At 72.0% G+C, this 20343-nt stretch carries 14 protein-coding genes and 1 pseudogene; 6 read left to right on the top strand and 9 right to left on the bottom strand.

Features of this window, described 5'->3' with window-relative positions; all coding sequences use genetic code 11:
• Positions 1 to 471 precede the first annotated feature (471 nt).
• From AC0682_RS11845 to AC0682_RS11830, 4 genes are all read left to right on the top strand, one after another.
• Positions 472 to 1260 (top strand): ATP-binding cassette domain-containing protein, encoded by a 789-nt coding sequence (locus AC0682_RS11845; RefSeq protein WP_478532502.1) that lies wholly within the window; start codon positions 472 to 474, stop codon positions 1258 to 1260.
• Entirely contained in the window at positions 1257 to 2570 is a 1314-nt protein-coding gene (locus AC0682_RS11840; RefSeq protein WP_478532501.1) for a sugar ABC transporter permease, read from the top strand. Before AC0682_RS11845 ends, AC0682_RS11840 begins: the two co-directional genes overlap by 4 nt.
• A gap of 163 nt (positions 2571 to 2733) precedes the next feature.
• A complete protein-coding gene (gene dxs / locus AC0682_RS11835) occupies positions 2734 to 4647 on the top strand; it encodes a 1-deoxy-D-xylulose-5-phosphate synthase (RefSeq protein ID WP_478532500.1) in 1914 nt (637 codons plus the stop codon).
• Between the two features lie 180 nt (positions 4648 to 4827).
• Complete coding sequence (locus tag AC0682_RS11830; protein WP_478532499.1) at positions 4828 to 6294, top strand: amino acid permease; 1467 nt, start codon at positions 4828 to 4830, stop codon at positions 6292 to 6294.
• A 122-nt stretch (positions 6295 to 6416) separates the two neighbouring features.
• On the opposite strand, the gene AC0682_RS11825 is transcribed toward AC0682_RS11830, so the two are convergent.
• The 7 genes from AC0682_RS11825 to AC0682_RS11795 all read right to left on the bottom strand — a co-directional run bounded on the left by AC0682_RS11825 (position 6417) and on the right by AC0682_RS11795 (position 14713).
• On the bottom strand, positions 6417 to 6800 hold the full coding sequence (locus tag AC0682_RS11825) for a PIN domain-containing protein (RefSeq protein ID WP_478532497.1): 384 nt from the start codon (positions 6798 to 6800) through the stop codon (positions 6417 to 6419).
• A gap of 39 nt (positions 6801 to 6839) precedes the next feature.
• Positions 6840 to 7916, bottom strand: coding sequence for an LCP family protein (locus AC0682_RS11820; protein ID WP_478532495.1), 1077 nt, complete (start codon positions 7914 to 7916; stop codon positions 6840 to 6842).
• Between the two features lie 227 nt (positions 7917 to 8143).
• Complete coding sequence (locus AC0682_RS11815) at positions 8144 to 10273, bottom strand: 3-hydroxyacyl-CoA dehydrogenase NAD-binding domain-containing protein (RefSeq protein ID WP_254811455.1); 2130 nt, start codon at positions 10271 to 10273, stop codon at positions 8144 to 8146.
• Complete coding sequence (locus AC0682_RS11810) at positions 10270 to 11496, bottom strand: thiolase family protein (RefSeq protein ID WP_254811454.1); 1227 nt, start codon at positions 11494 to 11496, stop codon at positions 10270 to 10272. The genes AC0682_RS11815 and AC0682_RS11810 overlap by 4 nt, the downstream gene beginning before the upstream one ends.
• A gap of 295 nt (positions 11497 to 11791) precedes the next feature.
• The gene (locus tag AC0682_RS11805) at positions 11792 to 13066 is read right to left on the bottom strand and encodes an HRDC domain-containing protein (protein ID WP_254811453.1); all 1275 of its coding nucleotides are present in this window, start codon (positions 13064 to 13066) and stop codon (positions 11792 to 11794) included.
• A gap of 113 nt (positions 13067 to 13179) precedes the next feature.
• Positions 13180 to 13842 carry a response regulator transcription factor gene (locus AC0682_RS11800; protein ID WP_003965521.1) on the bottom strand — a complete coding sequence of 221 codons (663 nt, stop codon included), beginning with the start codon at positions 13840 to 13842 and terminating at the stop codon, positions 13180 to 13182.
• Positions 13843 to 14053: 211 nt separating this feature from the next.
• Positions 14054 to 14713, bottom strand: coding sequence for a DUF3000 domain-containing protein (locus AC0682_RS11795; RefSeq protein ID WP_254811452.1), 660 nt, complete (start codon positions 14711 to 14713; stop codon positions 14054 to 14056).
• A gap of 92 nt (positions 14714 to 14805) precedes the next feature.
• Here AC0682_RS11795 and hemE point away from each other — a divergent pair, with 92 nt between their 5' ends.
• Positions 14806 to 15903 (top strand): uroporphyrinogen decarboxylase, encoded by a 1098-nt coding sequence (hemE, locus tag AC0682_RS11790; RefSeq protein ID WP_478532493.1) that lies wholly within the window; start codon positions 14806 to 14808, stop codon positions 15901 to 15903.
• A gap of 83 nt (positions 15904 to 15986) precedes the next feature.
• Here hemE and AC0682_RS11785 read toward each other — a convergent pair.
• Positions 15987 to 17315: pseudogene (locus AC0682_RS11785) on the bottom strand (FAD-dependent oxidoreductase); the annotation flags it as partial.
• Between the two features lie 351 nt (positions 17316 to 17666).
• On the bottom strand, positions 17667 to 18725 hold the full coding sequence (locus AC0682_RS11780; protein WP_478532491.1) for a DUF4349 domain-containing protein: 1059 nt from the start codon (positions 18723 to 18725) through the stop codon (positions 17667 to 17669).
• 126 nt (positions 18726 to 18851) lie between these two features.
• Between AC0682_RS11780 and hemG the strand changes: the two genes are divergently transcribed.
• A complete protein-coding gene (hemG, locus tag AC0682_RS11775; protein ID WP_478532490.1) occupies positions 18852 to 20339 on the top strand; it encodes a protoporphyrinogen oxidase in 1488 nt (495 codons plus the stop codon).
• The last annotated feature ends 4 nt before the right edge of the window (positions 20340 to 20343 follow it).

Raw genomic sequence — 20343 nt, 5'->3', positions numbered from 1 at the left:
AGGATAGAAGCCGTGCCCGTACGCGCGTACGACCAGCCTGCTGATGACAGTCCCCAACTCCACTGACCCAGCAGACCGTTCCGGAGACAGACCGTCAACACCGGCACCAGCACGGGGCAAGGCCGCGCGGCCGGGGGGGGGGGGGGGGGGGGGGGGCCCCCCCCCCCCCCCCCCCCCCCCCCCCCCCCCCCCGCCCCCCCCCCCACCCCCCCCCCCCCCCCCCCCCGCCCCCCCCCCGCCCCGCGCCAGGCCCGCCGCGTCCGCGCGAAGGCGCCACGGCACCCCTGCCGCGCGCGCCCGCCGCACAGCGGTCCGCGCGCCCCACGAAGCCTGTCCGGTGCCCCGCCCACCAACCGTCCCGCTGCCGGGCGGGGCGCCGGATGGAACGCTTCCCCCCAATTTCTGTTCTTCTGCTCGACCGCCGCGCCTTCCCCCGGACGCGGCATCCCCGCCGGTCAGGCGGCGAAGGAGATGGTTCACGTGACCGCTACGCCCGTGTTGGCGTTGCGAGGGGTCTCCAAGCGATTCGGTGCCGTCCAGGTACTCACCGATGTAGAGCTTGAGGTCCACGCCGGCGAGGTGGTCGCCCTGGTGGGCGACAACGGCGCCGGGAAATCAACGCTGGTCAAGACGATCGCCGGAGTGCACCCCATCGATGAGGGAGTCATCGAGTGGGAGGGCCGGGCGGTACGGATCGAGAAGCCGCACGACTCCCAGAACCTCGGTGTCGCGACCGTCTACCAGGACCTCGCGCTCTGCGACAACATCGACGTCGTCGGCAACCTCTACCTCGGCCGGGAGCTGCGCCGCTTCGGCATCCTGGACGAGGTGGAGATGGAGCGCCGCTCCCGCGAACTGCTCTCCACGCTCTCCATCCGCATCCCGAGCGTCCGCATCCCGATCGCCTCGCTCTCCGGCGGCCAGCGCCAGACCGTGGCCATCGCCCGCTCGATGCTCGGTGAGCCCAAGCTCGTCATCCTCGACGAGCCGACCGCCGCCCTCGGCGTCGAGCAGACCGCCCAGGTCCTCGACCTGGTCGAGCGGCTGCGCGAGCGCGGTCACGCGGTCATCCTCATCAGCCACAACATGGCCGACGTGAAGGCGGTGGCCGACAAGGTCGCCGTGCTGCGGCTGGGCCGGAACAACGGTGTCTTCGATGTGAAGACCACGTCCCAGGAAGAGATCATCTCCGCCATCACGGGCGCCACGGACAACGCCGTGACCCGACGTGCGGCGCGCAACGCGGAGGTTTCCCCGTGACCATCGACAAGTCCGCGACCCAGCCGGACAAGACCTCCGCCGCGGCGGACGCCCCGCCGGTCGGCAACCCGGAGGCCGCGGAGGGCGCCGCCACCGTCGTCGACCCCCGCCTCCTCATCCGCGAGCAGGGCTTCGCCGGCTACGTCACCGAGTTCAAGCGCAAGATCAGCGGCGGGGACCTGGGCTCGATCCCGGTGGTCCTCGGTCTCGCGATCATCGCGATCGTCTTCCAGAGCATGAACTCCGAGTTCCTCTCCGCGAAGAACATCAGCGACATCGCCACCACGATGGTCGCCACCGGCATGATGGCCGTCGGCATCATCTTCGTCCTGCTGCTGGGCGAGATCGACCTCTCGGTCGGCTCCGTGTCCGGTGTCTCCGGCGCCCTCGTCGCCGTGCTCAGCGTCACCCAGGGCATGAACGAGTGGCTGGCCGTCGTCGTCGCCATCGTCAGCGGCGCGGTGATCGGCGCGATCCACGGTTTCTTCTTCGCCCGGATCGGCGCACCCGCCTTCGCCGTCACCCTGGCCGGCCTGCTGTTCTGGCTCGGCTTCATGCTCCAGCTGCTCGGTGACTCCGGCACCATCAACCTGGACGGCGACGGCGTGGTCGGCCAGCTGACCACGTACTACTTCACCGATGTCGCCGCCGCCTACGGGCTCGCCGCCGTCGCGGTGATCGGCTACTTCGCCGCCGCCTTCCTGGACAGCCGCCGCCGTGAGGCCGCCGGCATCCCGGCCCGCCCGATCCCCGACATCGTGCTGCGCACCGCCGTCCTCGCGGTGTTCGCCTTCGCCGCGGCGTACATGTTCAACCAGTACCGCGGTCTGCCGCTCGCCCTGGTCCTCTTCCTGATCGTCCTGGTCGGCACGGACTTCCTGCTGCGCCGTACCGCCTACGGGCGGAAGATCTTCGCGCTCGGCGGCAGCGTCGAGGCCTCCCGGCGCGCCGGTATCAACGTCACCGCCATCCGGATCTCCGTCTTCTCCATCGCGGGGACCTTCGCGGCGATCGGCGGCCTCTTCTGGGCCTCCAAGATCGCGGCTGCCAACCAGGGCTCGGGCACCGGCGACCTGCTGATGAACGTCATCGCGGCGGCCGTCATCGGCGGCACCAGCCTCTTCGGCGGCCGTGGCCGCACCTGGAACGCACTGCTCGGTGTCATGGTGATCGTCTCCATCCAGTACGGACTGTCGCTGGAAGGCATCGCCACCCCGATCCAGTACATGATCACCGGTGGTGTGCTCCTGGCCACGGTCGTCATCGACTCCATCACCCGGAAGACCCAGAAGACCGCGGGCCGCGCCTGACCGCGCGTCCGCGCAGGTGCCCGGTGCCCCACGGGGGGACCGGGCACCTCTGCGTCGCCGGCCGCCGTATTCGAACACAGGCTCCGGCTGCCCACGGTCGTGGGCGGAACATTAGACTCATCGGATCGGCACGCTCGATCAGCTCAAACGCAAGGAGGCACGGGTGGATCTGCTGACCCGCATCAAGGGACCGCGCGACCTGGACCGGCTCTCCGTCGACGAGCTGGAGCAGCTCGCGGAGGAGATCCGTACGTTCCTCGTCGACGCGGTGTCCAAGACCGGCGGACACCTCGGCCCCAACCTGGGCGTGGTGGAGCTCACGATCGCCCTGCACCGGGTCTTCGAGTCGCCCCGCGACAAGGTGCTCTGGGACACCGGCCACCAGGCTTACGTCCACAAGCTGCTCACCGGCCGCCAGGACTTCTCCCGCCTCAAGATGAAGGGCGGCCTCTCCGGCTACCCCTCCCGTGCCGAGTCCGAGCACGACGTCATCGAGAACAGCCACGCCTCCGGGGTCCTCGGCTGGGCCGACGGCCTCGCCAAGGCCAACGAGGTCCTGAAGAAGGACGACCACGTCGTCGCCGTCATCGGGGACGGGGCGCTCACCGGCGGCATGGCCTGGGAGGCGCTGAACAACATCGCCGCCGCCAAGGACCGCCCGCTCGTCATCGTGGTCAACGACAACGAGCGCTCGTACGCTCCCACGATCGGCGGCCTGGCCAACCACCTCGCCACCCTCCGTACGACCGACGGGTACGAACGCTTCCTGGCCCGCGGCAAGGACATCCTGGAGCGCACGCCCGTCGTCGGCCGCCCGCTCTACGAGACCCTGCACGGCGCGAAGAAGGGACTCAAGGACTTCATCGCCCCGCAGGGCATGTTCGAGGACCTCGGCCTCAAGTACGTCGGCCCGATCGACGGCCATGACATCGAGGCCCTGGAGTCCGCGCTCCAGCGCGCCAAGCGCTTCGGCGGCCCGGTCATCGTGCACTGCCTCACCGAGAAGGGCCGCGGCTACACCCCGGCCCTCCAGGACGAGGCCGACCGCTTCCACGCCGTCGGCAAGATCCACCCGGACACCGGCCTGCCGATCTCCACCTCCGGCCTGGACTGGACCTCGGTCTTCGGCGAGGAGATGGTCAAGCTCGGCCAGGAGCGCGAGGACATCGTCGCGATCACCGCGGCCATGCTCCAGCCCGTCGGCCTCGGCAAGTTCGAGGAGGCCTTCCCCGACCGGATCTACGACGTCGGCATCGCGGAGCAGCACGGCGCGGTCTCCGCGGCGGGCCTCGCCACCGGCGGCCTCCACCCGGTCTTCGCGGTCTACGCCACCTTCCTCAACCGCGCCTTCGACCAGGTCCTGATGGACGTCGCGCTGCACAGGTGCGGCGTCACCTTCGTCCTGGACCGGGCCGGTGTCACCGGCACCGACGGCGCCTCGCACAACGGCATGTGGGACATGTCGATCCTCCAGGTCGTCCCCGGCCTGCGGATCGCCGCCCCGCGCGACGCCGACCAGGTCCGCGCCCAGCTCCGCGAGGCCGTCGCCGTCGACGACGCGCCCACCGTGGTCCGCTTCTCCAAGGGAGCGGTCGGCCCGGCGGTCAAGGCGGTCGGCCGGGCGGGCGGCATGGACATCCTGCGCGAGCCCGAGGCGGACCGCCCGGACGTCCTGATCGTCTCCGTCGGTGCGCTCGCCCCGATGTGCCTGGAGATCGCGGATCTGCTGGACGCCCAGGGCATCTCCTCCACCGTCGTCGACCCGCGCTGGGTCAAGCCGGTCGACGAGGCGCTCGCCCCGCTCGCCGAGCGTCATCGCGTCGTCGTCACCGTCGAGGACAACAGCCGCGCCGGAGGCGTCGGTTCCGCCGTCGCCCAGGCGCTGCGCGACGCCGGTGTCGACGTACCGCTGCGCGACTTCGGTATCCCGCCGGTCTTCCTTGACCACGCCTCGCGCGGTGAGGTCATGGCCGAGATCGGGCTGACCGCGCCGGACATCGCCCGCCAGGTCACCGGCCTGGTCGCCAAGCTCGACGGCCGCTTCGAGAGCCGCGCGGTGCAGCCCGCCCGCGACTGACCTGTTTCGGGCCGATGGGCCGGGAAGACGACCCCTGTCCGGGTGGTTCTCCCGGCCCATCCGTATGAAGCGGGCCGGATGGAGTGCTCCCGCGCATTCCAGTCCTCACCATGGCGTTCACAACGAGTGCGTGGAGGTACGCAGGTGAGCGCGCAGGTCACACCACCCCGCGGAAGCGGTATGTTCCGCACGAAATCGGTCGAGCAGTCGATCCTTGACACCGAGGAGCCCGAGCACGCGCTCAAGAAGTCCCTCTCCGCCGTGGACCTCACGGTCTTCGGTGTCGGGGTCATCATCGGTACCGGCATCTTCGTCCTGACGGGCAAGGTCGCCAAGGAGACGGCGGGCCCGGCGACCGCCATCGCCTTCGTCGTCGCGGGCGTCGTCTGCGCGCTGGCCGCGCTCTGCTACGCCGAGTTCGCCTCCACCGTCCCGGTGGCCGGGTCCGCGTACACCTTCTCGTACGCCTCGCTCGGTGAGCTGGTGGCCTGGATCATCGGCTGGGACCTGGTGCTGGAGTTCGCGCTCGGCACGGCGGTGGTCGCGGTCGGCTGGTCCGGCTACGTCCGCTCCCTGATGGACAACGTCCACTGGACGATGCCCGAAGTGCTCTCGGGGCCCGACGCGGCGGAAGGGTTCGGCTTCGACCTGCTGGCCTTCGTCCTGGTGCTGATCCTGACCGTCATCCTGGTCATCGGCATGAAGCTCTCCGCCCGGGTCACGTCGGTCGTCGTGGCGATCAAGGTCGGCGTGGTCCTCATGGTGATCATCGCGGGGCTCTTCTTCATCAAGGCCGAGAACTACAAGCCCTTCATCCCGCCGTCCGAGAAGCAGCCCACCGGCTCGGGCTGGGACTCCCCGATGGTCCAGGCGGTCTTCGGCTACGAGCCCACCAACTTCGGTGTCATGGGCATCTTCACCGCCGCCTCCATCGTCTTCTTCGCCTTCATCGGCTTCGACGTGGTGGCCACCGCAGCCGAGGAGACCAAGCTGCCCCAGCGCGACATGCCGCGCGGCATCCTCGGCTCGCTCATCATCTGCACGGTGCTCTACGTGACGGTCTCGATCGTCGTCACCGGCATGCAGCACTACAGCGAACTCTCCGTCAGCGCCCCGCTCGCCGACGCCTTCAAAGCCACCGGACACCCCTTCTACGCCGGTCTGATCAGCTTCGGGGCCGCGGTCGGCCTGACCACGGTCTGCATGATCCTGCTGCTCGGCCAGACCCGTGTCTTCTTCGCGATGAGCCGTGACGGTCTGCTCCCGCGCTTCTTCTCCCGGACGCACCCGCGCTTCCGGACCCCCTACCGCCCGACGATCCTGCTCGGTGCGGTGATCGCGGTCATCGCCGGGTTCACGAGCATCGACGAACTTGCCACCCTGGTGAACATCGGCACACTCTTCGCGTTCGTCGTCGTCGCCCTCGGCGTCCTGGTCCTGCGCCGTACCCGCCCCGACCTGCCCCGCGCCTTCCGCACCCCGTGGGTGCCGTTCCTGCCGATCGCCTCGGTGGCCGCCTCGGTCTGGCTGATGCTCAACCTGCCGGTGGAGACCTGGGTGCGGTTCGCCGGCTGGATGGCGCTCGGCGTGATCATCTACTTCGTGTACGGGCGCTCGCACAGCCGCCTGGGCAGGGGAGGCCGCTAGGTTCTGTCGTCGACGTCGCCCGCGGCATCGGACCGTTCATGACGGCGTATCACGACACCACCATCCACCAGCCGTGATCATTCGAGGACACCGCGCCTGTCGGACCCGGACAGGTCCGGGGCCTAGGGCCGTACCGTACGGGGTCCCACGCACCGCGCCCCGTGCGCCTCGACCCGCTGCCGCAGCCCCCGGTCGGCGGTGACGACGACGCACCCGCGCTCCGGTCCGGCGCCCGCCGCCAGCTCGGCGATCAGGTCGTCACCGCTGCCCGGGGCGGAGACGACCTCGACGCCCGGCACGGAGGCGACGCCCCGCGCGGCCCCCTCGACGACGAGCACGATCGTGACGGGCCCGGGCACCCCCGGCACCCCGTCCGCCGCGTACGGGACCAGCGAGTCCCGCAGCCGCTCGGCGGCACCGTGCCGGTCCCGCCACCATCCGTCGGGCACGGAGCCGACCACGTTGGCCCCATCCACGATCACCAGTACCACCGTGTCACCGCTCATCCCGGCAGGGTGCCACGCGGAGGCCCCCGTCGGGCACGGTCAGCCGCCGGTGGCGGGGGACTTCTTCGCTTCCTCGGGGATCGCGGTGTCCTCGCGGATCGCCTTCCAGAGCTGACCGGCCTGCGGTTCGGCGGCGACCACGCGGTTCGGGTCGGTCTTGTCGTACGCCACCGGCAGCATGATCGTCTCCATCGAGGCCGGGTCGATACCGTTCATCGAGCGGCCGAACTCCGCCAGCGAGGTGAGCGAGGCGAGCCCCGAGTCGGTGGTGAGCGCCTTGGTGGCCGAGTTCGCGATCTTGTACGAGTTCGCCGGACTGCCCAGCAGATCCTGCGACTTGACCTCGGAGAGCAGGGCGATCAGGAACTGCTGCTGGAGCCCGATGCGACCGAGGTCGCTGCCGTCCCCGATGCCGTGCCGGGTCCGTACGTACGCGAGGGACTGGGTGCCGTCCAGCCGCTGCTGACCGGCGGTCAGGTTCAGCCCCGACGCCTTGTCGTGGATGTCCTGCTCCACATCCATGGTGACACCGCCGATCGCGTCGACCAGATCCTTGAACCCGGAGAAGTCGATCTCCAGATAGTGGTCGATCCGCACACCGGACATCTTCTCCACCGTCTTCACCACACAGGCCGGGCCGACCTGGGCGTAGACGGAGTTGAACATGACGCGCTCCTTGGCGGGAACCGTCGCCCCGCCGTCCTCGGCGCACTCGGGCCGGGTCACCAGGGTGTCGCGGGGTATGGAGACGGCGACGGCCTTGGACCGTCCCTCGGGGATGTGCACCACCAGCGCGGTGTCGGAGCGCGCACCACCGGCCTTCCCGCCGCCCAGCTCCTCGTTCTCCGCCCCGGCCCGCGAGTCCGACCCCAAAACCAGCAGGTTCTGTCCGCTGGTGGGGAGTTTCTCCGGCCGGTCGTCCCCGAGCGCCCTGTCGATGTCGACGGCCGTGATGTTGCCGTCGAGCCGGCTGTAGAGCCAGTAGGCGGTGCCGCCCGCGGCGAGCAGCAGGACGAGGAGGACGATGAGGGTGATCTTGAGGCCGCGGCGGCGCCTACGGAGCCCGGCCGCGCGTCGCAAGGCGCGGGGGCCCGCGGGTATGGCGTCGTTGCTCATCCTGGGTCGAGTCCTCAAATCTCGTGGCCCGGGCGGGGGCCGAGTGCGGGGGACTCGGGTGGGGGGTGGAGCCGGTCCGGCGGTCGTGGTGCGGGGAACAGCACTATAGACAACTGGCGCGGCACGCACACCAGTGAGTGCCCCGCTCTTTCGCGGAGCGACGGCGGTACGACGACGGGCCGTACGGGATCGCTCCCGTACGGCCCGTCCGGTGACCGGTGTCCGCGCTAGGCGGGCACGCTCGCCACGCCCTGCTCCAGGAACGGCTTGCCGTTCACCCGCTGGGAGACGCCCTCGCGGTCCAGGTACGGCGTGATGCCGCCCAGGTGGAAGGGCCAGCCCGCGCCGGTGATCAGGCACAGGTCGATGTCCTGGGCCTCGGCGACGACGCCCTCCTCCAGCATCAGGCCGATCTCCTGCGCCACCGCGTCGAGCACGCGGTCGCGGGTCTGCTCCTCGGTGAGGACGGTGTCGCCCTGCTTGAGGAGGGCGGCGACCTCGGGGTCGAGGACCGGCGCGCCGGAGTCGTAGACGTAGAAGCCGCGCTTGCCGGCCTTGACCACCGCGGCCAGGTTCTCGGAGACCGTGAAGCGCTCCGGGAAGGCGCGGTTCAGGGTCTCGGAGACGTGCAGGCCGATGGCCGGGCCGACCAGCTCCAGAAGGACCAGCGGGGACATCGGCAGGCCGAGCGGCTCGACGGCCTTCTCCGCGACCTCGACCGGGGTGCCCTCGTCGATGACGTTCTGGATCTCGCCCATGAAGCGGGTGAGGATGCGGTTGACGACGAACGCCGGGGCGTCCTTCACCAGGACCGCGGTCTTCTTCAGCTTGCGGGCCACACCGAACGCCGTCGCCAGCGAGGCGTCGTCGGTCTGCTCGCCGCGGACGATCTCCAGCAGGGGGAGGATCGCGACCGGGTTGAAGAAGTGGAAGCCGACGACCCGCTCCGGGTTCTTCAGCTTCGACGCCATCTCGGTCACCGAGAGCGAGGAGGTGTTGGTGGCGAGGATCGCGTGCGCCGGGGCGACCGCCTCGACCTCCGCGAACACCTGCTGCTTGACGCCGATCTCCTCGAAGACGGCCTCGATGATGAAGTCCGCGTCCGCGAACCCCTCGGCCTTGTCGAGGACACCGGAGACCAGGCCCTTGAGGCGGTTGGCCTTGTCCTGGTTGATGCGGCCCTTGCCGAGCAGCTTCTCGATCTCGGCGTGGACGTAGCCCACACCCTTGTCGACGCGCTCCTGGTCGATGTCCGTGAGGACGACCGGGACCTCCAGGCGGCGCAGGAACAGCAGCGCCAGCTGCGAGGCCATCAGACCGGCGCCGACGACACCGACCTTGGTGACCGGGCGGGCCAGGTTCTTGTCCGGGGCACCGGCCGGGCGCTTGGCGCGCTTCTGGACCAGGTTGAAGGCGTAGATGCCGCTGCGCAGCTCGCCGCCCATGATCAGGTCCGCGAGCGCCTGGTCCTCGGCGTCGAAGCCGGCGGACAGGTCGCCGTCCTTCGCCGCCGCGATGATGTCCAGCGCGCGGTACGCCGCCGGGGCCGCGCCGTGCACCTTGGAGTCGGCGATGGCCCGGCCGCGGGCGACAGCCGCGTCCCAGGCGTCACCGCGGTCGATCTCGGCGCGCTCAACCGTGACCGAGCCCTTGAGCACGTTCGCGGTCCACACGAGCGACTGCTCCAGGAAGTCCGCGCCCTCGAAGATCGCGTCCGCGATGCCGAGCTCGAAGACCTGCTTGCCCTTGAGCTGGCGGTTCTGGTTGAGCGAGTTCTCGATGATCACCGAGACCGCGCGGTCCGCACCGATCAGGTTCGGGAGGATCGCGCAGCCGCCCCAGCCCGGGACCAGGCCGAGGAAGACCTCGGGCAGCGAGAACGCCGGGATGGCGGTGGAGACGGTGCGGTAGCTGCAGTGCAGTCCGACCTCGACACCGCCGCCCATCGCCGCGCCGTTGTAGTACGCGAACGTCGGGACCGCGAGGCCGGAGAGGCGGCGGAAGACGTCGTGGCCGCCCTTGCCGATCGCCAGCGCGTCCTCGTGGCGGCCGAGCAGCTCGACGCCCTTGAGGTCCGCGCCGACGGCGAAGATGAACGGCTTGCCGGTGATGCCGACGCCGGTGATGGTGCCCTCGGACGCCTCCTTCTCGACCTGGTCGATCGCGGCGTTCAGGTTCGCCAGCGACTGCGGTCCGAAGGTGGTCGGCTTGGTGTGGTCCAGGCCGTTGTCGAGCGTGATCAGCGCGAACCGCCCGGCGCCGTACGGCAGGTCCAGGTGGCGTACGTGCGCCTGCGTGACGACCTCACCGGGGAACAGCTCGGCCGCACCCTTCAGAAGCTCAGTGGTGGTGCTCACTTGTCGCCTCCGTCAGCGTTGAAGTGCGGGTTCTCCCAGATGACCGTGGCGCCCATGCCGAAGCCGACGCACATCGTCGTCAGGCCGTAGCGGACCTCGGGCTGCTCCTCGAACTGCCGGGCCAGCTGCGTCATGAGCCGGACGCCGGAGGAGGCCAGCGGGTGGCCGTACGCGATGGCGCCGCCGTACTGGTTGACGCGGGCGTCGTCGTCGGCGATGCCGTAGTGCTCCAGGAAGGCGAGCACCTGCACGGCGAAGGCCTCGTTGACCTCGAAGAGGCCGATGTCGTCGATGGTCAGACCGGCCTGGGCCAGTGCCTTCTCGGTGGCCGGGATCGGGCCGTAGCCCATGACCTCCGGCTCGACGCCCGCGAAGGCGTACGAGACCAGGCGCATCTTGACCGGGAGGCCCAGCTCGCGGGCGACGTCCTCGGCCGCCAGCAGCGAGGCGGTGGCGCCGTCGTTGAGACCCGCGGCGTTACCGGCCGTGACCCGGCCGTGGGCGCGGAAGGGGGTCTTCAGGCCCGCCAGGGACTCCATGGTGGTGCCCGGCCGCATCGGCTCGTCGGCGGTGACCAGGCCCCAGCCCGTCTCGCCCGCCTCGGCGTTGGTGCGGCGCACGGAGACCGGTACCAGGTCCTGCTGGATCTTGCCGTTGGCGTACGCCTTGGCGGCCTTCTCCTGCGAGCGCACCGCGTAGGCGTCGGCGCGCTCCTTGGTGATGGTGGGGTAGCGGTCGTGCAGGTTCTCCGCCGTCATGCCCATGAACAGGGCGGACTCGTCGACCAGCTTCTCCGACACGAAGCGCGGGTTCGGGTCGACGCCCTCGCCCATCGGGTGGCGGCCCATGTGCTCGACGCCACCGGCCACGACGACGTCGTACGCGCCGAAGGCGATGGAGCCGGCCGTCGAGGTGACGGCGGTCAGCGCGCCCGCGCACATGCGGTCGATCGAGTAGCCGGGGACGGACTGCGGCAGACCGGCCAGGATTCCGGCGGTGCGGCCCAGCGTGAGGCCCTGGTCCCCGATCTGCGTGGTCGCGGCGATGGCGACCTCGTCGATCTTCTTGGGGTCCAGGTCCGGGTTGCGGCGCAGCAGCTCCCGGATCGCCTTCACGACGAGGTCATCGGCGCGGGTCTCGTGGTAGATGCCCTTCGGGCCCGCCTTGCCGAACGGGGTGCGGACGCCGTCGACGAAGACGACGTCCCGGATGGTACGAGGCACGATGGCTCTCCTCCAGGGTGCGGGATGGCACTGCTGCGGGGCACGCCCGGGGGCGCACCGCCTGCCCTCATGCTACTTGCGGGTAACCAGACTGCCCACCCCCCGTGGCCGGAGCGTCGAAGGTCACATCGGGCGGGGGCCTTCGGCAGCGCCCGCGAGGCGGAGGCAGCGGCTCCGAACCTGGCGCGATTTCGACCATCGGTTCGGTCCGCGAACAGGGTCCGCGGAGCGGCCGGGCCGCTCCCGGTAACGGAAAACCCCCGGCCGGTGACCGGGGGTGTCCGGGGTGAGGGGCTCAGCCGCCCGCGGCGAGCGCCCGCAGCAGGAGCGGGCCGACCTGCTCGATCTGCCAGCGTCGTGCCCCGTACGCCGCGAGGGTGTCCTCCACCGCGCTCGGCGTCAGGCTCTTCGGCGGCTCCCAGCAGACCCGGCGCACGGTGTCGGGGGTGATCAGGTTCTCCTGGGGCATGTGGAGCCGCTCGGCCAGCTCCGAGACGGCCGCGCGGGCAGCCGAGAGCCGGGCCGCGGCCGCCGGGTCCTTGTCGGCCCAGGAACGCGGGGGCGGCGGCCCGGCCGGCTGCTGACCGGGCTGAGGCAGCTCCGACTCCGGCAGGGCCTTGGCCCGCTCCACCGCCGCCTGCCACTGCTCCAGCTGCCGACGCCCCATCCGGTGGCCGAATCCGGGCAGCGCGGCGAGCGCCGTGACGTTGGCGGGCAGCGCGAGAGCCGCCTCCACGATCGCCGCGTCGCCGAGCACCTTGCCGGGGGAGATGTCCCGCCGCTGGGCCACCTGGTCCCGGGCGTTCCACAGCTCGCGGACGACCGCCATCTGACGGCGGCGGCGGACCTTGTGCATGCCCGAGGTGCGGCGCCAGGGGTCCTTGCGGGGCGGGGCCGGCGGCGCCGAGGCGATGGCCTCGAACTCCTCCCGGGCCCACTCCAGCTTCCCCTGCCGCTCCAGCTCCTCCTCCAGCGCGTCGCGCAGGTCGATCAGCAGCTCCACGTCGAGCGCCGCGTACCGCAGCCAGGGCTCGGGCAGCGGGCGGGTGGACCAGTCGACGGCGGAGTGGCCCTTCTCCAGGGCGTAACCGAGGACGTTCTCCACCATGGCGCCGAGCCCGACGCGCGGGAATCCCGCGAGCCGTCCGGCCAGCTCGGTGTCGAAGAGAGAGGTGGGGGCCATGCCTATGTCCCGCAGGCAGGGCAGGTCCTGGGTGGCGGCGTGCAGGATCCACTCCGAGCCGGTCAGGGCGGTGGAGAGGCCGGAGAGGTCGGGGCAGCCGACCGGGTCCACCAGGGCGCTGCCCGCGCCGTCGCGGCGCAGCTGGACGAGGTAGGCGCGCTGGCCGTAGCGGTAGCCGGAGGCGCGCTCGGCGTCGACGGCCACCGGTCCGGTGCCGCGGGCGAAGTCCGCGATCACCCGGGCGAGGGCGTCGTCGGAGGCCACCACCGGGGGGATGCCCTCGCGCGGTTCGAGCAAGGGGATCGGCGCCGGGGCGACGTCGTCCGGGGGAGCGCCCCCGGTGGTTCGCAGTGAGGTGTCTGCTGCGGTCTCTTGGGCGTCGGTCACCCGTCAAGGGTATCTGTGTATACGCGCCACCCGTCGACGTAACGTTACGTCGACGGGTGGCCATGCGCGTATTCCAGCCGGAGGCGCATCGGTGCACGTCCGGGCGGGGGCGGTCAGTGGATGATGCCCGTCCGCAGGGCGACGGCGACCATTCCGGCGCGGTCGCCGGTGCCGAGCTTGCGGGCGATCCGGGCCAGGTGGGACTTGACGGTCAGGGCGGAGAGGCCCATCGAGACGCCGATGGCCTTGTTGGACTGGCCCTCGGCGACCAGGCGGAGCACCTCCACCTCGCGGCCGGACAGTTCGCGGTAGCCGCCCGGGTGGCTCGGGGAACCGGGGGGACGGCGGTGCATACGGGCGGCGTTGGCGCCGATGGGGGCGACGCCGGGACGGGTGGGGTGGCCGATGTTGGTTCGGGTGCCGGTGACGACGTACCCCTTCACGCCGCCCGCGAGGGCGTTGCGAACGGCGCCGATGTCGTCGGCGGCGGAGAGGGCGAGACCGTTGGGCCAGCCTGCGGCGCGGGTCTCGGACAGCAGGGTCAGCCCGGAACCGTCGGGCAGGTGGACGTCGGCAATGCAGATGTCGCGCGGGTTGCCGACGCGGGGACGTGCCTCCGCGATGGACGACGCCTCGATGACGTCACGTACTCCGAGGGCCCACAGATGGCGGGTGACGGTGGAACGGACGCGCGGGTCGGCCACGACGACCATGGCCGTCGGCTTGTTCGGGCGGTAGGCGACCAGGCTTGCGGGCTGCTCAAGGAGAACGGACACCAGGCCTCCTGGGGGAGTGGCGGGACGGGGCCGGCTCGGGGGATGAAGCCGGGGCGAACCGTGCTTGAAGGGTCATTGACCTCTTCGGCAGCAGACCCGTCCTCCTTTAGAGGAAGATCACTATTTGGTGAGTAACAATTCGGGCAAATAGGACGCGCGATCGATTGTACGAAAAGAGAGCCGGTGTATGTGCGAAACGGGTGACGCTGGGTTACGAAACCTGCGGACCACGCCGCTGCGGCAGCGTCACCACCGCCGCGTCCGCCGGGTCCGACGGCGGCAGCCCCGCGATCTGGCAGAGCAGCTCACCCCAGGCCATCAGGTGCGACGCCGCGTCCGGCACCCCGCCGCGCCCCTCGCGCGGCGTCCACGAGGCCCGGATCTCGATCTGCGTCGCCGGACGGCGCGCGCCCAGCGCACCGAAGTAGTGCGATCCGGCGCGTGTCACCGTCCCTCCGGCTTCCCCGTACGACAATCCGCGCGCGTCCAGCGCCCCCGTCAGCCAGGACCAGCACACCTCCGGCAGCAGCGGATCGGCGGCCATCTCCGGTTCCAGCTCCGCCCGCACCAGGGTCACCAGCCGGAACGTCCCCTGCCAGGCGTCGTGCCCCGCCGGATCGTGCAGCAGGACCAGCCGGCCGTCCGCGAGGTCGTCCTCGCCGTCCACCACCGCCGCCTCCAGGGCGTACGCGTGGGGAGCCAGCCGCTGCGGCGGCCGTGTGGTCTCCACCTCCAGCTCCGGGCGGAGCCGCGCGGAGCGCAACGCGTCGACCGCGCACCGGAACGCGGGCGGGACCGGAGGACCCTCCGCACCGCCCTTGCCGTCAGCGCCATCGGAATGATCGGAGAACTGTCCCTGAGCCGGAGCCATGCCGGGAAGAGTAGGCGGAACGCGGCCCTCGCGCAGGGAGAGACACCCGTGCGGCGCCGGGCTCCTTCCCCGTGCGTGCGAAGATTTGGTGCGTGAGCGCCAACGACCGCCCTTCGGGCCAGCAGACGACGACCGCCGCCAGCCACCACCCCGCCCGGAACGCCACCCGGGACTCGGCCTTCATCAAGGCGTGCCGACGCGAACCGGTCCCGCACACGCCGGTCTGGTTCATGCGGCAGGCGGGGCGCTCGCTCCCCGAGTACCTGAAGGTCCGCGAGGGCATCGCGATGCTCGACTCCTGCATGATGCCGGAGCTGGTCACCGAGATCACCCTCCAGCCCGTCCGCCGCCACAAGGTCGACGCCGCGATCTACTTCAGCGACATCGTGGTCCCGCTCAAGGCCATCGGCATCGACCTCGACATCAAGCCCGGCGTCGGCCCCGTCGTCGCCGAGCCGATCCGCACCCGCGCCGACCTGGCCCGGCTGCGCGACCTCACCCCCGAGGACGTCCCGTACGTCACCGAGGCCATCGGGATGCTCACCGCCGAGCTGGGCGCCACCCCGCTCATCGGCTTCGCCGGAGCCCCCTTCACCCTCGCCAGCTACCTGGTCGAGGGCGGCCCCTCGCGCAGCCACGAGCGCACCAAGGCCATGATGTACGGCGACCCGCGGCTCTGGGCCGACCTCGTGGACCGGCTCGCGGAGATCACCGGCGCCTTCCTCAAGGTCCAGATCGAGGCCGGCGCCTCCGCCGTCCAGCTCTTCGACTCCTGGGTCGGCGCTCTCGCCCCCGCCGACTACCGCCGCTCGGTCCTCCCCGCCTCCGCGAAGGTCTTCGACGCCGTCGCCCCGTACGACGTCCCCCGCATCCACTTCGGCGTCGGCACCGGCGAGCTGCTCGGGCTGATGGGCGAGGCCGGGGCGGACGTCGTCGGCGTCGACTGGCGGGTCCCGCTGGACGAGGCAGCACGCCGCGTCGGCCCCGGCAAGGCGCTCCAGGGCAACCTGGACCCGGCCGTCCTCTTCGCGCCCACCCCGGCGGTCGAGGCCAAGACCCGCGAGGTGCTGGACGCCGCCGCCGGTCTGGAGGGCCACGTCTTCAACCTGGGCCACGGCGTCATGCCGTCGATGGACCCGGACGCGCTCACCCGGCTCGTGAGCTACGTCCACGAGCAGACCGCGCGCTGAGGCGGACGGGCCCGGGCGCGGGAGGCCCAGTCAGCTCCCCGCGCCCCGGACACCCGGATGCCTCCCCGCACCCGGGACCGGCCTCAGCTCCCCGCGCCCCGCACCGCCGCCACCGTCTTCCGGGCCGCCACCAGCACCGGGTCCCACACCGGCGAGAACGGCGGGGCGTAGCCGAGGTCGAGCGCCGTCATCTGCTCCACCGTCATCCCGGCCGTCAGCGCCACCGCCGCCACGTCCACCCGTTTCGCGGACCCCTCGCGGCCCACGATCTGCACCCCGAGCAGCCGGCCCGTACGGCGCTCCGCGATCATCTTCACCGTCATCGGCTTCGCCCCCGGGTAGTAGCCCGCCCGCTGCGTCGACTCGATGGTCGCCGTTACATAGCGCAACCCCACCGCGCGGGCGTCCTTCTCCCGCAGCCCGGTCCGGGCGATCTCCAGGTCGCATACCTTGCTCACCGCCGTACCGACGACACCCGGGAACGTGCCGTAGCCGCCGCCCACGTTGGACCCGATCACCTGGCCGTGCTTGTTGGCATGGGTGCCCAGTGCGATGTGGCGGGTGCGGCCCGCCACCAGGTCCAGGACCTCCACGCAGTCGCCGCCCGCCCAGACGTTCTCGTGGCCCACCGCCCGCATCGCCAGGTCCGTGAGGATCCCGCCGTGCGGCCCCACCGCGAGCCCCGCCGCCCGCGCCAGCTCCGCCTCCGGCTCGACGCCGATGCCGAGGACCACCACGTCCGCCGGGTAGGTCCGCTCCTCGGTCGCCACCTCGCTCACCCGGCCGTCCGGGCCCGTCAGGATCGCGGTCACCGACGCGCCGTTGACCGTGGTGATCCCGAGCCCGTCCATCGCCTCGTGGACGAGTTCGCCCATGTCCGGGTCGAGCGTCGCCATCGGCTGCTTCCCCCGGTTGAGGACGGTCACCTCGAAGCCGTGCTTCAGCATCGCCTCGGCCATCTCGACGCCGATGTACCCGGCCCCGACCACGACGGCCCGCCGCCTCCGGCCGGGGTCCAGGGCATCCAGCGAGTCCAGCAGAGCCTGCCCGTCGCCCAGGGTCTGCACGCCGTGCACGCCCGGCGCGTCGATCCCCGGCAGCGCGGGGCGCACCGGCCGGGCCCCGGTGGCGACCACCAGCTTGTCGAACCCCGTCCAGTACGCGTCGCCGCTCTCCCGGTCCACCGCCCGCACCCGCTGCCCGGCCAGGTCGATCTCCGTGACCTCGGTGCGCATCCGCAGGTCGATGTCCCGATCGCGGTGCTCCTGGGGGGTACGGGCGATGAGGTCGTCCCGGTGCTTCACGTCCCCGCTCACCCAGTACGGGATGCCGCAGGCGGAGTACGAGGTGTAGCGGGAACGCTCGAAGGCGACGACCTCCAGCTCGTCGGGCCCCTTGAGCCTGCGGGCCTGGGGGGGGGGGGGGGGGGGGGGGGGGGGGGGGGGGGGGGGGGGGGGGGGGGGGGGGGGGGGGGGGGGGGGGGAGGGGGGGGGATGGGGGGGGGGGGGGGGGGGGGGAGGGGGGGGGGGAAGGGAACCCCCTTCACGCCGTCGTCCTCCTGGATCCGGGGGGCTGGGACCGGGAGGGCCCCCCCCCCCCCCCCGCCGCCGATCACCACGAGTCGCTCCGCTGCCATGTCTCCGGGCCCCTTCCGCCGTGCCGGCCGTGCCGTCCGGGCCGACACGGTCGACCGTGCCGGCCCGGACGGACGCGTCCGCCGTGTCGCGCCGTGTTCCGCCGTCAGGGACCCCACGCTACGGCGCTCAGGGGGCCGGTGTGCTCCCAGCCTCGGGCTGTGCTCCCGTCCGTGCTTCCGGACCCGGTGCCTCCGCTGCCGTACGGGCCTTCCGCCGGGCGCGCAGCGTCCGCCACACCACCAGCACCAGCGCCGCCGTCCCCAGGAACGGGGCCGAGGCGCCGAGCGCCACCGCGATCCACCGGAACATCGTCACGAACGCGTCCCAGCCGCCGCCCAGCGCGTCCAGGAACCCCGGATCGTCGCCCTTCCCGCCCTTGCGCGGGGCGTCCGGCTCGGTCAGGTCCAGGGTGATCGTCGCCAGCGAGGTGCGGTCCTTCAGGCTCGCCTGCTGGGCCAGCAGCGACTCCAGATCGGCCTGACGGCTGCTCAGCTCCCCTTCCAGGGTGACGACATCGGCGAGCTTCTCCGCCTTGTCCATCAGCTCCCGCACCCTTGCCACGCTCGCCCGCTGGGTGGCGATCCGGCTCTCGACGTCCACGACCTGGTCGGTGACGTCCTTGGCGTTCGAGGACCGGGAGAGCAGCTTCCCGGCGCCGACGAGCTTGCCCAGCACCTCCTGGTAGCGGTCCTGCGGCACCCGCAGCACCAGGTGCGAGGTCTCGTGCAGGTCGTCGATCCGCTCGGTGGTCTCGGTCGTCACCAGACCCCCGCTCGCCTCCACCGTGCTCCGGGCGGCGGCCGCCGCCTTCGGGACGCTCCTCACCTCCACCGACAGCTCGGTGGTCCGGATGACATGGGTGCCCGCAGCCCCCGGCTTCGGTGCCTTCCGCTGCTGGTCGGCGCTCATCGCCGCACCCTCAGGAGCGGCGGACGCCGCCGCGGACCCGTCCTCCTTCGCCCCGTCCGGCGCGTACTGCTCGTCCACGAGCCCCTGCGGCGCCCCGGCCTTGAGGTCGCTCGCGCTTTCCGTGCTCCGGTCGGACATGCTCCCGTCCGCCCCGCAGCCGCCGACGAACAGCACCGCACCGAGTGCGCCCGCCCCCAGGGCCGCGCGGAGACGGGCCCGGCGGTGGCGGTGCACACGGGGCGGGCGGGCGAGGAAGCGGCCGTTCTTGCTGGTCATAACAGGTCCCCCCAGGACAGTCGTTGACAGTGCCGATTCGACGCGGCCGTCCCCGAACCGGTTTCCCGCCGCAGGTTTCGAAGTGGTCACGGTCGGGGCCGGGAAGGAGTTTGAGAGCATGGACCCATGCAGCGTTCACAGCAGGATGCGGACACGCCCGCGCGCCACGTCGCCGTCATCGGCGGCGGCATCGCCGGACTGGCCGCCGCCCACCGCCTGGTCGCCGCCGGCCTGCGGGTCACGCTCCTGGAGGCGACCGACCGGCTCGGCGGCAAGCTCATGACCGGCGAGGTCGCGGGCGCCCAGGTCGACCTCGGCGCCGAGTCGGTACTCGCCCGCCGCCCCGAGGCCGTCGCCCTGGCCGAGGCTGTCGGCCTCTCCGGCCGCCTCCAGCCGCCCGCCACAGCCACCGCCTCCCTCTGGACCCGCGACGCGCTGCGCCCGATGCCCAAGGGCCACGTCATGGGGGTCCCCGGCGACCCGGCGGCCCTGGAGGGGGTGCTGTCCCCCGAAGGGCTGGCCCGGATCGCCCAGGAGCGCGACCTGACCCCGACGCCCGTCGGGGACGACGTGGCCGTCGGCGCGTACGTGGCGGACCGGCTCGGCCGCGAGGTCGTCGACCGGCTGGTGGAACCCCTCCTCGGCGGGGTCTACGCGGGCGACGCCTACCGGATCTCGCTGCGCGCCGCCGTGCCGCAGCTCTTCGAAGAGGTGAGGGAGGGCGGCCCGCTGCTGGAGGCGGTCCGCCGCATCCAGCAGCGGGCGGCGGCCCGGCAGCAGACCGGCCCCGTCTTCCAGGGCCTCCGAGGCGGCGTCGGCACCCTTCCGGGGGCCGTGGGCGATGCCGTACGGGCCGGGGGCGGCGAGATCCGGACCGAGACCCCGGTCCTCGGCCTGACCCGTACGGCCACGGGCTGGGCGGTCCGCACCGACACCGGGGTGATCACCGCCGACGGCGTCGTCCTGGCCACACCCGCCTGGTCCGCCTCCGCCCTGCTGGCCGCCGAGTCCCCGGCCGCCTCCACCGAGCTGACCGGAGTCGAGTACGCCTCGATGGCCCTGGTCACGATGGCCTTCCGCCGCGCCGACATCGAGGGGCTGGCGGCCCTGCGCGGCCGCTCGGGCTTCCTCGTGCCGCCGGTCGAGGGCCGCACCATCAAGGCCTCCACCTTCTCCAGCAACAAGTGGCGGTGGGTCGCGGACGCCGCCCCCGACCTCTTCGTGCTCCGCACCTCCGTCGGCCGCTACGGCGAGGAGGACCACCTGCACCGCGAGGACGGCGAACTCGTCGCCGTATCCCTGCGTGACCTGCGCGAAGCCACCGGACTCGCCGCCCGCCCCGTCGACACCGAGGTCACCCGCTGGATCGGCGGCCTCCCGCAGTACCCGGTCGGCCACCACACCCGCGTCGCCCGCATCCGCGACGAGGTCGCGAAGCTGCCCGCGCTCCGCGTCTGCGGCGCGGTCTACGACGGGGTCGGCATCCCCGCCTGTGTCGCGAGCGCGCAGCGGGCGGCCGACGAGATCGCCCAGGACCTGACGGGGAAGATCACGAGCGAGATCATCGCCACGTCGACCCTGGTTCGGGGCACCGGGAGCGAGGCGGGACAATAGCCGT

This window comes from Streptomyces sp. NPDC043746, assembly GCF_056436485.1.
This window is presented reverse-complemented; position numbering and strand designations above follow the sequence as displayed.

What these genes read in the sequence shown, in the direction of transcription:
- AC0682_RS11845 (WP_478532502.1), top strand. Translation starts at nt 472, where the DNA reads ATGGTTCACGTGACCGCTACGCCCGTGTTGGCGTTGCGAGGGGTCTCC.
- AC0682_RS11830 (WP_478532499.1), top strand. Translation starts at nt 4,828, where the DNA reads ATGTTCCGCACGAAATCGGTCGAGCAGTCGATCCTTGACACCGAGGAG.
- AC0682_RS11825 (WP_478532497.1), bottom strand. Translation starts at nt 6,800, where the DNA reads ATGAGCGGTGACACGGTGGTACTGGTGATCGTGGATGGGGCCAACGTG.
- AC0682_RS11820 (WP_478532495.1), bottom strand. Translation starts at nt 7,916, where the DNA reads ATGAGCAACGACGCCATACCCGCGGGCCCCCGCGCCTTGCGACGCGCG.
- AC0682_RS11795 (WP_254811452.1), bottom strand. Translation starts at nt 14,713, where the DNA reads ATGGCTCCGGCTCAGGGACAGTTCTCCGATCATTCCGATGGCGCTGAC.
- AC0682_RS11780 (WP_478532491.1), bottom strand. Translation starts at nt 18,725, where the DNA reads ATGACCAGCAAGAACGGCCGCTTCCTCGCCCGCCCGCCCCGTGTGCAC.
- hemG (WP_478532490.1), top strand. Translation starts at nt 18,852, where the DNA reads ATGCAGCGTTCACAGCAGGATGCGGACACGCCCGCGCGCCACGTCGCC.